The organism is Microbacterium sp. SCN 69-37 (genome assembly GCF_001724435.1).
In the GTDB taxonomy this organism is placed as follows: domain Bacteria; phylum Actinomycetota; class Actinomycetes; order Actinomycetales; family Microbacteriaceae; genus Microbacterium; species Microbacterium laevaniformans.
This window is the reverse complement of sequence record NZ_MEEL01000037.1, coordinates 1-14,396: the sequence shown is the minus strand read 5'-3', so window position 1 is coordinate 14,396 and position 14,396 is coordinate 1. Positions and strand designations below refer to the sequence as shown.

Below are 14,396 nucleotides of genomic sequence, written 5' to 3'. Positions count from 1 at the left end.
CACCCCTCATGTCCGCACTGCGCACCTCCCGCTTCGGAGCGCGCCTGGCCCTGGCGGCCACGGCGCTCACCGTCACCGCCCTCGCCCTCACCGGCTGCGGCTCCAGCAGCTCACTCGAGCAGCCCGCCGCCACCGGCGGTGCGACCGGCTCGTCCGAGACCATCACGATCGGCTCCCAGGCGTACTACTCGAACGAGATCATCGCCGAAATCTACGCTCAGGCACTCGAAGGCGCCGGCTTCACGGTGGACCGTAAGTTCAACATCGGCCAGCGCGACGCGATCGTGCCGTCGCTGCAGAACGGCACCATCTCGCTGACCCCGGAATACACCGGCAACCTTCTGCAGTACTTCGACAAGAGCACCACCGCGACGACCACCGAGGACGTGTACGCGGCCCTCAAGAAGGCACTGCCCGAAGGACTGAGTGTGCTCGACCAGGCGTCGGCGACCGACCAGGACTCGTACAACGTGACGGCGGCGTTCGCGGCGCAGCACAACCTCAAGAGCATCGCCGATCTCGCGAACGTGCCCAACCTCGTGCTCGGTGGCGCGCCCGAGCTCGAGCAGCGCCCGTACGGCCCCACCGGGCTGAAGGACATCTACGGCGTCACGGTGAGCTTCAGCGCCACGGCCGACACGACCGTCGACGAGCTCGTCGCGGGCGGCATCCAGCTGGCCGACGTCTACAGCGCCGACCCGAGCATCAAGACGAAGAACCTCGTCACGCTCGAGGACCCGAAGGGTCTCTTCCTCGCGTCGCACGTCGTGCCGCTCGTGAACAGCTCCTTCCCCGCCGACGCGGCCGATGTGATCAACGCGGTCGACGCGAAGCTCACCCCCGAGGGCCTGATCGCGCTGAACGTCGAGTCCAAGGTCGACCAGAAGTCGACCAAGGACATCGCGGCTTCCTGGCTGAAGGCCAACGGCCTGGGCTGAGCCGTCGCGCCGCGTTTCGACTCGTCTGCGTTTCGACTCGTCGCTGCGCTCCGCGCTCAACGACCGGGGTTCCATCCCCCGGTCGTTGAGCGCGGGCAGCGCGTCGAAACGCAGACCACCCCCGGTCGCGGCTCAGAACGAGCGCAGACTCGCGCGCAGGCCGCCGTCCGACAGCTCGTCGCGCAGGATGCCGCGGCGACGAAGCACCGGAACGAGATCGTCGAGAGTGCGGTGGATCGTGACCGGGTGCAGGTCGCCCCACAGCAGCACGCCGTCGTTGCCCCACTCGCCGAGTTCCTCGATCATGTCGGCGAACTCTTCGGCGGTTCCGACGAAGCCGCTGCGATCCGAGATGCGCCCGGCTCGCGCGAGGGCGGTCAAGTGGGCGCGAAGGGGCGCCGTCGCGGCATCCCGATCTCCGATCAGCCGGCGGATCGAGCCCTGCGAGACGTGCTCGGCGAACAGTCCCTCCGGCAGCGGGGCGTCCAGATCGAGCACGGTGATGTCGGTCTCCAGGTCGCTGGACTGCCGTTGCGCGATCACGCGCAACACCGCATCGTCGGGGTGGGCCGACGCCGCCACGACGCGGTCGGCTTCCTCCGGCGAGGAGACGATGACCGGCTGGATCGCGAACATGATCGTGATGTCCGAGGGTGAGCGCCCGCGCTCGAGCGCGGCGGCGTGGATCTTGGCCCGGTAGGCGCGCACGCTCTGTTCGGTGAGAGGCGCCAGGGCGAGCTGGACGTCGGAGTTCGCGCCCGCGAAGCCGAGACCCCGCCCCGAACCGCCGGGTGAGGCGATGACGGGTTCGCCGCGCTCGAACCGCACGGCGTTGAGCGGACCGTCGAAAGCGAAGTACTCGCCCCGGTGGCGCACCGGACGCAGCTTGGTGCCGTCGGCGTAGACGCCGGTCGCGGTGTCGCGCACGAGTGCGCCCTCTCCCCAGGAGTTCCAGAGCGCGCGGATGCCGTCAAGCCATTCCTCCGCGCGGTCGTAGGCGGCGTCGTGGCTCAGCTGCGGGGCGTCGCCGAAATGGCGGGCGCTTCCGGTGTCGGTCACGACGTTGAGGCCGAGCCGGTCGCCGCTCAGATGCTGGAGTGTCGCGAACTGGCGTGCCGCCGTGTAGGGAAGGTACGCGGCCGGGTTGACCGTCGGGATCACACCCAGGCGGGTCGTCGCTTGGAAGAGGTACGGGGCCAGCAGCAGCGGGTCGAGCTTCGGACCGCCGAAGGCGTGCCGCACCCTCAGGTCGATGGTGTCGGGCGAACCGAGCGACGGGGCGTCCTCGATCAGCACGAACTCGAAACCGGCACGCTCCAGCTCTCGCGCCGACTGCTGATAGAGCTCGGGACGCGTCCACTGCCAGTTCCAGTCCAGGTACGGATGGCCCCAGCCGTGCGGGCCGAAGCCGCGCGCGAGGAACCATCCGAAGTGCTGGAGACGGCTCACGCGAGCACCGCGACGGGAACGTCGCTGGCGACCGACAGCGCCTGCGAAAGGTCGTCGATCAGGTCGTGGACATCTTCGATGCCGATCGAAACCCGCAGCGTTCCGGGGTGCACGCCGACGGCGGTGCGCTCGGCGTCGGTCAGAGCCGCGTGCGAGGTGGATGCCGGGTGCAGCACGAGCGAACGGACATCGCCGAGGTGCGTCATGTGCGTGAAGACCTCGAGAGCCTCGACGAACCGGCGCGCCGTCTCGACGTCGCCACGGAGGGTGAAGCTGAACACGGCTCCGAACCCGTCTGTGAGGTCTCGCACCGCGAGCTCGTGGTCGCGATGCGAGGCCAAGCCGACGTAGTCGACCGAAGCGATCTCCGGGCGGCTCTCCAGCCACTGGGCGAGGGCCTGGGCGTTGGCGCTCTGGCGCTCGACGCGCAGGCTGAGCGTCTCGATGCCCTGTCCGATCAGAAAGGCGTTCAGCGGCGACGGCGTGGGCCCGAATCGCGGGGCGACCGACTCACGGGCATAGGCGATGCGCGCGTCCTGTCCCACCCGCTCGAAGAGGCTCGGCGCGCCGCCGCGACCCGCCGCGACCAGATGCGGGTACCGGTGCGCGACCGTGGCGGCGTCGATCCGGCCGCTGTCGACGATCGCGCCGCCGAGCACACTGCCGTGGCCCGCGAGGAACTTGCTCGCCGAGTGGACGACGACGTCGGCGCCGAGTTCGAGCGGCCGGACGAGGTACGGAGTGGCGAAGGTGTTGTCGATGACCAGAACGATCCCGTGCCGATGCGCGAGCGCGGCGAGCGCAGGAATGTCGACGAGTCGATTGCTCGCGTTCGAGATCGACTCCGCGAACAGAGCACGGGTCGTCGGGAGGATGGCGGCCTCCCACGCGGAGAGGTCGTCGATCTCGCTGACGAAGTCGGTCGTCACGCCCAAGCGCGGCAGGTTCTCGCGCAGCAGCCCGCGCGTGCCCTCGTAGATGTGCGTCGAGGCGACGATGTGCTGGCCGGCCTCGAGCAGCGAGAGCAGCGCGACCGTCGTGGCCGCCTGTCCGCTGGCCAGCAGCAGCGCCTGCGAGCCGCCTTCCAGCGCGGCGAGGGTGTGCTCGACCGCGTCGATCGTGGGGTTGCCGATGCGCGTGTACGCGTAGCCCTCTCCGCGACCGAAATGCGCGGCGGCGTCGTCGTACTCGCCGAACTCGAACCCCGCGGTGAGATAGATCGGCGTCGCACGGGCCGCCGCGATCGCGCCGTTGTCTCGCCGCGGCCGGTCATGCAGCTGCCGTGTGGTGAATGCTCGCCTGCTCACGGGTCCTCCTGTCGGCATCGACGGATCGGGCGTCGATGACCGACCCATCGTCGCGGTCAGGCGAGGTGGAGGACCAATCGCGTTTCGTCGTGTGACGGCCCACTCAGGCCGACGCCGCTCCCGCCCGCGACAGCGCGCGCAGCGCGAGGAACGTCACCCATCTGGAGGGCTCACCGACCTCGACATCCAAGGGGAACCACACCTCGCCGGGAAAGTGAAACCCCTGCAGCCAGCGACCGTCGCTCTGACAGCCGGCACGCACGATCTCGAGAGTGTCGGCGGCGCGCGGATCCAGAAGGATGCCGTCGTGCACGGCCGCCGCGGTGACGTGGTCGGCGGCCTTCAGCGCACTGAACGGCGCTCGGTAGGGATACACGAGCAGATCCGTCCAGGGTCCGACCTGTTCGCCGGTCGACAGGCGGGTGCGCAGACGCCGGGCGAGCAGGTACTCCTCGCCTCGTCGCCGCGAGGCCGCCACAGAGCTGTCACCGGTCAGCTCCTCGTACGCGAGCAGGCCGCGCACGGCATTGATCGTCGAGTGGAACGATGAGCGCACCGACCCGTCGACCCACTCGCAGTTCCAGCCGCCGTCCGGCAGCTGATGAGCGGCAAACCACGCGGCGAGCGGCGACATGTCGCGACCCAGCCACGCCCCGTTCGCCAGCGTCATCGCGTTGATGCAGACATCGACCTCACCGTCCCAATAGGGCAGATCGTCGTACTCCCAACGGGCGCTCACGGCCAGCCGGTCGGCCGTGTCGCCGAGCGCGGCGGCATCCATCCCCCACTCGCGCAGGGTCGTCAGTGTCCAGGTCGTCGCGGTGTACGGCTGACCGGGAATCTCATCCTGGGTGGCGAAATCGAAGCCGTCCGGAAAGAAGGCGCCGCCCGCCCACTGTCCGTCGGGGTCCTGATACGAGAGCAGACGCGCGCCGTCGCCCTCGAGAGGGATTCGGGCGCGCGTCGCGCGCCACACCTCGGCGGGTTCGTCCAGGAGGTCGCGCTCGACCTGCCATCGCAGCGTGGGGTCCGAATCGAGCAGCCAGTCCCGAACGGTCTCGTCGATCATGCGCACACCCCTCCCTCGCCAGACCCGCGCGCCTCACCGCGCCCGTTGGACGGGAACACCGAGCCAGTCGGCCAGATCACCGATCTCGGCGTCCACCATCTCGCGCTCCTCGGGTTCGAGCTCGATGAACTCGTGCACGGCGGTCACCACGAGGTTCTCTTTCTTCTTGTCCAGCTCCGCATCCAGAAGACCGACGAAGCGATCACCCACGAGGATCGGGTGTGCGAAGTATCCGTAGCGACGTTGAGCCTTGGGCTTGAACTGCTCGAGCACGAAGGAGAACTCGAAGAGCTCGGTCAACCGTGGACGGTCGAAGAGCATGCCGTCGTACGGATTGAGGATCGCCACCCGACCTCCGGCGTCGTCGTCGAGCGCGGCGAGTGCTGCCGGATCGACCCGCCATGACCATGACGATCCCTCGACCGTTGCCGGCTCTCCCACGGTGCCCACCGGCGTCCATCGCGAGTTCTGCCGCGCGATGCCGGCGGCCTGCAGCCGGCGCTGCTGCAACACGCGCGCCGCCTCGTCGGGATCGATCACGGGCACGTCGGCGTACACCCGCTCACCCAGGTCCCACACACGCTGCCGGCCCGCGCGACCGACGACCGCCGCCTCGCCGACGTAGGACAGCAGGTCGAGCATCCGCGGCACCTGGTTCGAGCCGTACCAGCCGGCCTCGTCCTTGTGCGCGACCTGGCTCGTATCGTCGATCTGGCCCGCCAGCAACGGGCCGTCGGAGCGCAGGCGCGCGAGAACGTCTGCGCGAAAACGCGCATTCGCCTCCAACCAGCCCGCCGCCTGCGCTCGGAACACCCGCGCACGCATGCCGGCGAGCAGCGCAGGCCGCAGGGATGCCGCGTGGAACTGCCCGTCGAACTCGAACAGCGTTCGATCGTCCTCGACCGCCTTGGTGAGCTGGCCGGGTTCGTACCCCCAGCCGACCCGGGTGAACGGGATGGTCTGCTCAGCGGGCGCGATCGTGGCCGTGGGATCGATCTTGATCGACCCGAGCTGTTCGCCGACTTCGACGACGTCTCCGGGGCGGTCGGCGTCGAGCAGCTGAGCGCGCACGGCGATGCGTCGCGCCTGCTCCCGACTCAGGTGATGCATGCCGCGAGCGTACTCGCCGTCACGGACACGCGCCGCCGCCCGTGCCGCCGTCAGGCCTCCGTGGCCGGCGCCAGTGCACTGTCGACGGCGACGCGCTCATCGAACACGAAGCAGTCGCCGCGGTAGTGCGCCTGCCCCTGCGCAGCGAACCACCCCAGGATGCCGCCATCGAGCTGCCAGGCCTCGACGCCCTCCTCGCGAAGGACGAGCGCAGCCTTCTCGCACCGGATGCCGCCGGTGCAGTAGCTGACGACCGTCTTGTTGCGCAGCTCGCCACGATGTACGGCGACGGCATCCGGAAACTGCGTGAAACGCTCCAGCCGCCAGTCCAGGGCCCCTTCGAAGGCACCGTCGTCGACCTCGAAAGCGTTGCGGGTGTCGAGCATGACGACCTCGCGACCCGCGTCGTCGTGCCCCTGATCGAGCCAGCGGCGCAGCGTCTCCGGCGAGACCGCCGGAGCGCGCCCCTCTGCCGGGCGGATCGTCGGGCGGTCCATCCGGATGATCTCCCGCTTGAGCTTCACCAGCATCTTGCGAAACGGCTGCGCGGAAGACCAGCTTTCGGTAGCCCGCAGCGGGGCGAAGCGAGGGTCGGCGCGAAGCTCGTCGAGGTAGGCGCGCAACGGCTCCGCCGCACCCGCCAGGAAGAGATTGATCCCTTCCTCGGCGAGGATGATCGTGCCCTTCAGCCCCGCCGCGACCGCACGCTCCCGCATCGGCCCGCGCAGCTGCGCGGCATCCGTGAGCGCGGTGAACAGGTAGGCGGACACGTTGAGCACGGCAGGAGCGGCAGACACCGTTCGAGCCTACGGCGCGCTCACATGTCGGTCGGAGTCCACTCCGAGACCTCGTCGAGCTCGGCCACCTCGTCGGCCGTCAGCTCGACGCGGCCGCCGTCGAGAAGGTCGGCCACCTGCGACAGCTTCGATGCCGATGCGATCGGGGCGACCACGGTCGGCTTCGCGCGCAGCCAGCCGAGGGCGGTCGCGGCGATCGAGACGTCGTGGGCGGCGCCGATGCGCTCGAGCACCTGGATGATCTGCAGGCCCTGCGGGGTGGCGTAGACCGCGGCACCCTGCGCGCGCGGCGTGTCGTGGGCCGCGGCATCCGTCGAACGGTACTTGCCCGTCAGGAAGCCCTTCGCGAGCGAGAAGTACGGCACCAGCGACAGGCCGAACTCCTCGGCGACCGGCACGATGTCGTTCTCGGTCTCGCGGTGCACGAGGTTGTAGTGGGGCTGGATGGCGACGGGTTCGGCGACGCCCAGCTCGCGGGCGATGCGCACCCACTCGCGAATGCGGTCGGCGGAGTAGTTCGACACGGCGGTGTAGCGGACGAGACCGTCGGACACGAGCTGGCCGAAGGCCGCGACCGTCTCCTCCAGGGGCGTGTCGGCGTCGTCGAAGTGCGCGTAGTACAGGTCGATCGACTCGACGCCCAGGCGCTCCAGCGAAGCCTCGGCGGCGGCACGGACGGTGGATGCCGCGAGTCCCTTGAACTGCGGATGCTGGCTGACCTTGGTGGCCACGGTGACGTCGGTGTGGCCGCGCTCGGCGAGCCATGCGCCGATGATCGTCTCGCTCTCGCCTCCGGTGTGTCCCGGCGCCCAGGCGCTGTAGGAGTCGGCGGTGTCGATGAAGGTGCCGCCGCCGGCGTGGAACGCGTCGAGGATCCGGAAGGACTCCTCGCGGTCGGCCGTCCAGCCGAACACGTTGCCGCCGAGGGCGAGGGGGAAGACGTCGATGTCGGTGTGCGCGATGCGGGTCATGTTTCGATCCAACCACCGCCGTGGCGGAGGTGTTCCCCGGGTCTTACGCTGACGTCATGATCGGGGCTGCCGTGATGTGGTTCTTCCTGGTGATCCTCAGCGCGGCACCATTGTGGTTCTGCTGGTACGCCTGGGACACGGCGCGCCGACGCCGGCGAGGCGAGGCCGTCTCTCGGCCGTCCGGCGGCTCCTTCGGGTTCGACAAGGTCTGGCGTCCGAGCGTGGCAGAGGCGCAGGCGGTGTGGGAAGCCGAGCAGATCACTCCGGCCCCCGCCCCGATTCCCGGTGACGGCCCGGGCGTGATCGCGGACGGTCGCATCGTGATCGAGACCGGCCTTCGACCCCCCCGCGCCACCACCGCAGACCAGAGGCGTAGCCTGGAGGGGTGAGTATCGGGAACGGCCCCCGACGTGCGGGCCAGAGGGAGGTTATCGGCGAGCTCTTCGCCGATGAGAGGTGAGTTCGCCTCGGCGCCGTGAGCCGCGTGTCAGACGCCCCGGCACCGAACGTCGACCTCGCTTCACGGATGCCGCCAGGGCATCCGCTCTTACGACCTCACGAAAGGCATGCTCATGCACGCACTCACCGAAGCGCAGATCCGCGCATCGCTCATCAACGTCACCCAGTCCGAGCGCCGCAGCCTCACCCTCCCGAACGGCGTCTCCGACACACCCTGGGACGCGCTGCAGTTCTACGGCGCACGCGACCGCAAGCTCGCGCTGGTGGGTTACGTCGTCGTCGAACTCGACGGGGAACCGACCGGGCTGTTGCTGCGACAGGCCGACGCACGACCGAAGAGTCGCGCGCAGTGCTCGTGGTGCAACGACATCCACCTGCCCAACGACGTGCTGCTGTTCACGGCCAAGCGCGTCGGCGACGCCGGGCGGCGCGGTGACACGGTCGGCACGCTCGCCTGCGACCGCTTCCAATGCAATGAGAACGTGCGACGCCGCCCCGCGTCGGCATACATCGGGTTCGACGTCGAGGCCGCGCGCGCGACGCGCATCGCCGCGTTGCGCGAGAACGTCGAGGCCTTCGTGCGCAGCGTCCGCGACGGCCGTTGACCCATTCAGCGGAATGGATATCGAAAGCGTAGCGTTGTCATCATCATGCAACGTTTCGGAACTCTCTCGTTCGGCCACTACGGCCCCCTCGGCGGTGGTCGCGAGCTGACCGCCGGCGACATGCTGCACCAGGCGATCGATCTCGCCCAGGGCATGGACGACCTCGGCGTCAACGGGGTCGCCGTGCGGGTGCACCACTTCGCACGGCAGCAGGCAGCCCCGATGCCGCTCTTGGCGGCGATGGCCGCGAAGACGAAGCGGATCGAGGTCGGCACCGGCGTCATCGACATGCGCTACGAGAACCCGCTGTACCTCGCGGAGGAGGCGGCCGCGGTCGACCTCATCTCCGACGGTCGGCTGGCTCTCGGCGTCAGCCGTGGGTCACCCGAGACGGTCGTGCGCGGCTACGAGAAGTTCGGCTATTCGGCATCCGACCCGCGCGGTGCCGACCTCGCACGCGAGCACATGGACCTGTTCCTCCGCGCGATCGACGGCGAGGGTCTGGCCGAGCGCGACGCCAACTCGCCTTTCGGCGGCGGCCACGGAATGCAGCGCATCGAGCCGCACGCGCCGGGTCTGCGCTCGCGCGTCTGGTGGGGCGCGGGCTCGCGCGACACGGCCGAGTGGGCGGGACGCACGGGACTGAACCTGATGTCCTCGACCCTCGTCACCGAGGCCGACGGGCGCCCGTTCGACATCCTGCAGGCCGAGCAGATCGATCGCTTCCGCGCCGCGTGGGCGCAGGCGGGCCACGCCGGCACGCCGCGGGTCTCGGTGAGCCGATCGGTGTTCCCGATCACGACCGCGGAGGACGAGCTGTACTTCGGCCACAGCCAGGAGGGCGACGGCATCGGCTACATCGACGGCTTCCGTTCGACGTTCGGCAAGACGTATGCCGCCGCGCCCGACGTGCTCGTCGAGCAGCTGCTCCAGGATGCCGCGGTCATGTCCGCCGACACCCTGATGCTCACGATCCCCAGCCAGCTGGGTGTGGAGTTCAACCTGCGCATCATCGAGTCGTTCGCGACGCACGTCGCGCCCGCCCTCGGCTGGCAGTCGACGCTCGCGTCGGCCTGACCTCTCTCGCGCAGGGGTTTGGATCGCGCGGACAGGGCCGGGGCGACCTTGCGCCGAGGCTGACGATGACCGACGCTGGTCGTCATGAGCCGCGTGCGCCTGGACCTGAACATCTCTATCGATGGCTTCGCAACGACCACCGATCAGACCCCGGAGAACCCCTTCGGCGAGGATTGGGGGCGCCTGACCCGCGACTACACGGCGACGCGGACGTTCCGGGAGCGCGTCCTGCACGACGACACGGGCGCGGGGACCACCGGCGTCGACGACGCGTACGCGCAGCGCTACTTCGCCGACCTCGGCGCCGAGATCATGGGTGCGGGCATGTTCGGCCTGCACGAACACGGCGACGATCCTCAGTGGCGGGGCTGGTGGGGCGACGAGCCGCCCTTCCGGGTGCCCGTGTTCGTCCTCACGCACACGCCGCGTCCGCCCATCGAGATGGCCAACGGCACGAGCTTCCACTTCATCGAGGCGTCGGTCGAGGATGCCCTCGCCCAGGCGCGCGCCGTCGCCGCCGGCGGTGACATCCGTATAGGCGGAGGCGGAACGACCGCGCGCTCCTTCCTCGATGCCGGGCTGGTCGACGACCTGCACGTGGCCGTCGTGCCGATCATCCTCGGCCGGGGCATCCGCCTCTGGGACGACCTGCGCGGCCTGGAGAACGGGTACGAGGTCCGCGCCGAGGCGGCCGAAAGCGGCGTGACCCACCTCACGTTCCGCCGCTGAGGCATCGGGAAGGCAGCCGCAGATGCGCCGGGCGATCGCCGTCATCGCACTGCTCACGCTCGTGGCGAGCCTCGCCGCGTGCGCGCGCCTTCGGGTGGATCCACCCGCGCCCTCCCCTGCCACAGCAGGAGCCCCCGTCGGCAAGTCGGAGCATCAGCTCACCGTCGACGGCCACGACCGGTCGTATCGGCTGTACGTGCCCGCTCATCCCTCCGCGCCGGCCGCACTCGTCGTCATGCTGCACGGCGGCTACGGGTCGGCTCAGCAGGCCGAGGCGTCGTACGGATGGGACCGGATCGCCGACGAGCACGGCGTCGTCATCCTCTACCCCAACGGCGACGGCCGGGCCTGGAATGCAGGTGGGGGATGCTGCGGCTCGTCCGCCCGCGACGGCACCGACGACGTGGCGTTCATCGCCGCGGCGGTTGCCGATGTGCAGAAGCGGGTTTCGATCGACGCCGGGGCCGTCTTCGCCGCCGGCATGTCCAACGGCGCGATGATGGCCTACCGACTCGCGTGCGAGACGACGCTCTTCGCCGCGATCGGCCCCGTGTCCGGAACGAGGCCGGTCGGGCTGGAGTGCACCGCTCCCGCCCCGATCTCGGTGATGGCCGTGCACGGTGTGGACGACACCCGTGTGCTCTACGACGGGGGCGCGTCCACCGTCGGCACCGCGCGGATCGACGCCACCGCACAACAAGATGTGCACGCGCTCTGGGCGCGAGCGGCCTCGTGCGAAGAGGACGTCACCACCTCGGCACCGCCGCTGACCACCGAGACCGCCGCCTGCCCCGACTCCCGCACGGTACAGCTCGTCAGCATCGCCGGGTACGGCCACGAATGGCCCTCACCCGACGGCGGATCCACGCCCCAGGGCGAGCAGGTCTACCGGGGATGGGATGCCACCGCGCAGCTGTGGTCGTTCTTCGACACGCACCGACGAGCGGCATCCGGCTGAGCGGAGACGAACGATGAAGACGAACGATGAAGGCGACCGTCTCATCCCCCCAGACCGACAGTCGCCTTCATCGTATCGCTGCCCGGCTTCGGGCGCCGGATCGCTTAGTCACGACGCTACGTCTTCGAGCCGCAGACGCCCAGTGAATATGGCCAATCTTGCGCCAACCTGCACATTCGGTTGAATAGAGCGCTCTTGCGGCCTCGCGAGCCGCTCGGAGCGCACGGATCTTGCGCAAGTCTTGAGGAAGTCGATCTTGACGAGAAGTCAACAGCTCGCTACCGCGTCTGAGCGACCGAGAGTCCGAGAACGGGATAGAGCACGGTGAAGCCCTCGACCAGACCGAGCTTCAACGCGTCCCCGGTGTGCCCGACGCCCGGGATGTCGTACCGGGTGACCGCCATCCCCGCCTTCCGCGCGGCCGCAGCCAGGGTGTCGGCGTGCGCCATGTATGCGGGGTCGGCGGATCCCGCCGTGAACACCGCCGTCATCCCGGCGTACGTCCCGGCCGGAGCGGCCGCCAGGATGTTCACGGGCTTGGAGGCTTCGAAAGCCGCGCTGCTGCCGCCGTAGACGGTCTTGGTGATGTTGGCGACCTGCTCGGATCCCGGGAAGGGTTCTCCCGAGATGTCGAGGATGTTCTTCCACAACGTCGGATAGTCGGCGCCGAAGGAGATCGCGCACCCTCCTCCGTTGGAGTACCCGGCGATGGTCCAGAAGGCGGGATCGTTGATGATGCGCAGGTGCGTCTTCGCCCACGCGACGACGTCCTGCGTCACGTAGGTGCGCGCCCGGCCGAGGGCCGCAGAGTCGGCGCACGCCGTGTCGGCGTTGGCGGAGCCGACTTGGTCGGCGACGATCACGATCGGCGCCAGGCCGTGATTGCGGGCGGCGAACTCGTCCAGCACGTCGCTGATCGCGGTCGGGTCGGGGTTGCCGGGATGGCCCATCATCATGATGACCAGCGGCAGGGCCGGCGCGTTCGGAACGAGCGCGGCGGGGGGCAGGTAGATGCCCGCGGGGCGGGCGGCGAAGCCGGATGCCGTGGCAGGAATGACCTGCGTGCCGCGTGACCCCTTGGTCGGCATTCCGGCGGGCGGCACGAAGGACTGCGCGAGCGGAACGGACGGAACATCGGTGGTCGGCCCGACCTCGGGCAGCTCGAGCGGGTCGTAGCCCGACACGCCGAAAAGCGTCGCCAAGGTGGGGTTCAGGCCGAAACCGGCGTTGATACCGACCGCCGCGGCGACGAGAAACACCAGGACGGCGAAGGCGGACACGATCCGCCGCCACCACCGCGCACCCACCAGCGCGCCGAGCGCGAACCCGGAGGCAGCCAGGACACCGGCCGCCCACGGCACGACGAATCCCGGCAGGGGCGCCGGGCCGAACAGCTGCATCCGGTCGACGACGTGCACGAGCGCCACGCCCAGCCCGGCTCCGGCGAGCGCACCCCCCGCTGCCCACAGCATGGCGCGCCTGTTCCAACGACGCACGAGCACGATCAGAAGGAACGCTCCCGCGATCGTGTAGACGATGATCGGGACAGCTCCGTCGATGATCGGCAACTGCCAGATCTGCATGCACCGACTCTAGGGCGACACACCTTGGCCATCGCTGAGCGCCGCGGGAGAGATCTGCCCGACTCGTCGCCGGCGGCTGCGCCTGTGCAGCGCGCCGAGACCCGCGAGCAGCGCGAGCAGCGCGGTCACGCGAAGGCGCGAGGGCGAGGAGGACAAGTCGGCTCCAGACTCGAGACGAACGCTCGATGAGGGGGTCGGCGGGGCCACCGTGACGGCGGCACTGCCGACGGTTGCGGGTGCGGAAGAACGCCGGATCGACGGCAGGTGAACGGATGCCGACGCGCAGCGATACGGCACGAGCACCCCTTTCCGCAGGGCCGGAAGAAACCCCCGCAGATCGGGGGTGGCGCACACGAGCGACACCGTGAATAATATGAGGCATGACCACAGGTCGCCCGGTTGGGTACAGCGCCATTTCCAGCTATTCACGTGTCGAGATCCTGCACCTCGTCCAGGAGCAGCCGCGTCGCACGATCACCGAGATCGTGGAGGCGACGGGCCTGCACCCGAACACCGTGCGCGAGCATCTGCAGCGTCTGATCGACGAGGGCTACGTCGTGTCGGCGGCGGAGCACCGCACCACTCGCGGTCGCCCGCGCGTGCTCTACAGTGCGGCCGACGGTATCCTGGCCTCCAGCGCCATCCAGCGCCGCAAGGTGCGCGCCGCCGCCGAGCGGGGCGACCTCATGCGCCGCGTGCTGCCGGGAGCCGCGCCCGAGCTCGACACCGAAGCCCTCCATCAGGTCGACGCCCTCGTCGAGGACCTGATCGACGCCGGCTTCGATCCACTGGTCGATGAGCGCGAGCTGACCGTCGACCTCACCCCCTGCGCACACGCCTCCTCCCAGGCCGAGCATCGCGAAGTGCTGTGCCGCGTGCACCTGGGTCTCATGCAGAGCGTGCTCAGCGCCGCCGGCGGGCCCCTCGCCGTCGATGACATGCGCCCGTCCTGCGACCCGCGCGAGTGCGTCGTCCAGCTGATGTTCGCCGGCGCCACGGCCTGATCAGATCTCGGTTCTTTTTCACGGCCCAGGGCGCCTGGGGTTGGGAAATCCCTGTGTAGCTTCAGTCACGAAGAAGACTCCCGCCCTCGGAAGGATGACGATGGACTTCCTGGACCCGCTACTGCTGGCACGCTGGCAGTTCGGCCTGACGACCCTGTATCACTTCATCTTCGTGCCGCTCACGCTCGGCATGTCGCTGTTCGTCGCCATCTTCCAGACGGTGTGGCACCGCACCGGCGACGTGAAGTGGCTGCACCTGACGCGCTTCTTCGGGAAGATCTTCCTGATCAACTTCGCGATGGGCATCGTCACCGGCATCGTGCAGGAGTTCCAGTTCGGC

At 69.4% G+C, this 14,396-nt stretch carries 15 protein-coding genes; 8 read left to right on the top strand and 7 right to left on the bottom strand.

Features of this window, described 5'->3' with window-relative positions; genetic code table 11:
- Nucleotides 1–8 precede the first annotated feature (8 nt).
- A complete protein-coding gene (locus tag ABS64_RS11320) occupies nucleotides 9–938 on the top strand; it encodes an ABC transporter substrate-binding protein (protein WP_036286192.1) in 930 nt (309 codons plus the stop codon).
- Nucleotides 939–1,070: 132 nt separating this feature from the next.
- Here ABS64_RS11320 and ABS64_RS11315 read toward each other — a convergent pair whose 3' ends face one another.
- From ABS64_RS11315 to ABS64_RS11290, 6 genes are all read right to left on the bottom strand, one after another.
- Nucleotides 1,071–2,387, bottom strand: a complete 1,317-nt coding sequence (locus tag ABS64_RS11315; RefSeq protein WP_292683633.1) for an LLM class flavin-dependent oxidoreductase — start codon at nucleotides 2,385–2,387, stop codon at nucleotides 1,071–1,073.
- Entirely contained in the window at nucleotides 2,384–3,694 is a 1,311-nt protein-coding gene (locus ABS64_RS11310; RefSeq protein WP_292683631.1) for an aminotransferase class V-fold PLP-dependent enzyme, read from the bottom strand. The genes ABS64_RS11315 and ABS64_RS11310 overlap by 4 nt, the downstream gene beginning before the upstream one ends.
- Nucleotides 3,695–3,797: 103 nt before the next feature.
- Nucleotides 3,798–4,763 (bottom strand): squalene cyclase, encoded by a 966-nt coding sequence (locus ABS64_RS11305; protein ID WP_292683630.1) that lies wholly within the window; start codon nucleotides 4,761–4,763, stop codon nucleotides 3,798–3,800.
- Between the two features lie 33 nt (nucleotides 4,764–4,796).
- On the bottom strand, nucleotides 4,797–5,873 hold the full coding sequence (locus tag ABS64_RS11300; RefSeq protein WP_292683628.1) for a crosslink repair DNA glycosylase YcaQ family protein: 1,077 nt from the start codon (nucleotides 5,871–5,873) through the stop codon (nucleotides 4,797–4,799).
- A 50-nt stretch (nucleotides 5,874–5,923) separates the two neighbouring features.
- On the bottom strand, nucleotides 5,924–6,670 hold the full coding sequence (locus ABS64_RS11295) for a sulfurtransferase (RefSeq protein ID WP_292683626.1): 747 nt from the start codon (nucleotides 6,668–6,670) through the stop codon (nucleotides 5,924–5,926).
- Between the two features lie 20 nt (nucleotides 6,671–6,690).
- Nucleotides 6,691–7,641 carry an aldo/keto reductase gene (locus ABS64_RS11290; protein WP_039411528.1) on the bottom strand — a complete coding sequence of 317 codons (951 nt, stop codon included), beginning with the start codon at nucleotides 7,639–7,641 and terminating at the stop codon, nucleotides 6,691–6,693.
- A 56-nt stretch (nucleotides 7,642–7,697) separates the two neighbouring features.
- Between ABS64_RS11290 and ABS64_RS11285 the strand changes: the two genes are divergently transcribed.
- The 5 genes from ABS64_RS11285 (at nucleotide 7,698) to ABS64_RS11265 (ending at nucleotide 11,469) form a co-directional block, all read left to right on the top strand.
- On the top strand, nucleotides 7,698–8,030 hold the full coding sequence (locus ABS64_RS11285; protein WP_292683625.1) for a hypothetical protein: 333 nt from the start codon (nucleotides 7,698–7,700) through the stop codon (nucleotides 8,028–8,030).
- A gap of 183 nt (nucleotides 8,031–8,213) precedes the next feature.
- Nucleotides 8,214–8,705 (top strand): FBP domain-containing protein, encoded by a 492-nt coding sequence (locus ABS64_RS11280; protein WP_112932823.1) that lies wholly within the window; start codon nucleotides 8,214–8,216, stop codon nucleotides 8,703–8,705.
- A 45-nt stretch (nucleotides 8,706–8,750) separates the two neighbouring features.
- The gene (locus tag ABS64_RS11275; protein ID WP_288120597.1) at nucleotides 8,751–9,782 is read left to right on the top strand and encodes an LLM class flavin-dependent oxidoreductase; all 1,032 of its coding nucleotides are present in this window, start codon (nucleotides 8,751–8,753) and stop codon (nucleotides 9,780–9,782) included.
- A gap of 84 nt (nucleotides 9,783–9,866) precedes the next feature.
- Nucleotides 9,867–10,511 (top strand): dihydrofolate reductase family protein, encoded by a 645-nt coding sequence (locus ABS64_RS11270; RefSeq protein ID WP_288120595.1) that lies wholly within the window; start codon nucleotides 9,867–9,869, stop codon nucleotides 10,509–10,511.
- Nucleotides 10,512–10,533: 22 nt separating this feature from the next.
- On the top strand, nucleotides 10,534–11,469 hold the full coding sequence (locus tag ABS64_RS11265; RefSeq protein WP_288120593.1) for a PHB depolymerase family esterase: 936 nt from the start codon (nucleotides 10,534–10,536) through the stop codon (nucleotides 11,467–11,469).
- A gap of 278 nt (nucleotides 11,470–11,747) precedes the next feature.
- Here the strand turns inward: ABS64_RS11265 and ABS64_RS11260 are convergent, their stop codons facing one another.
- On the bottom strand, nucleotides 11,748–13,052 hold the full coding sequence (locus tag ABS64_RS11260; RefSeq protein ID WP_292683618.1) for a PHB depolymerase family esterase: 1,305 nt from the start codon (nucleotides 13,050–13,052) through the stop codon (nucleotides 11,748–11,750).
- Nucleotides 13,053–13,432: 380 nt separating this feature from the next.
- Between ABS64_RS11260 and ABS64_RS11255 the strand changes: the two genes are divergently transcribed.
- Both ABS64_RS11255 and ABS64_RS11250 read left to right on the top strand, forming a co-directional pair.
- Nucleotides 13,433–14,056: an ArsR family transcriptional regulator gene (locus ABS64_RS11255; RefSeq protein WP_005051389.1), complete on the top strand. Its 624-nt coding sequence runs from the start codon at nucleotides 13,433–13,435 to the stop codon at nucleotides 14,054–14,056.
- 100 nt (nucleotides 14,057–14,156) lie between these two features.
- The coding region (locus tag ABS64_RS11250) for a cytochrome ubiquinol oxidase subunit I (protein ID WP_292683615.1) at nucleotides 14,157–14,396 on the top strand (240 nt) is incomplete at its 3' end.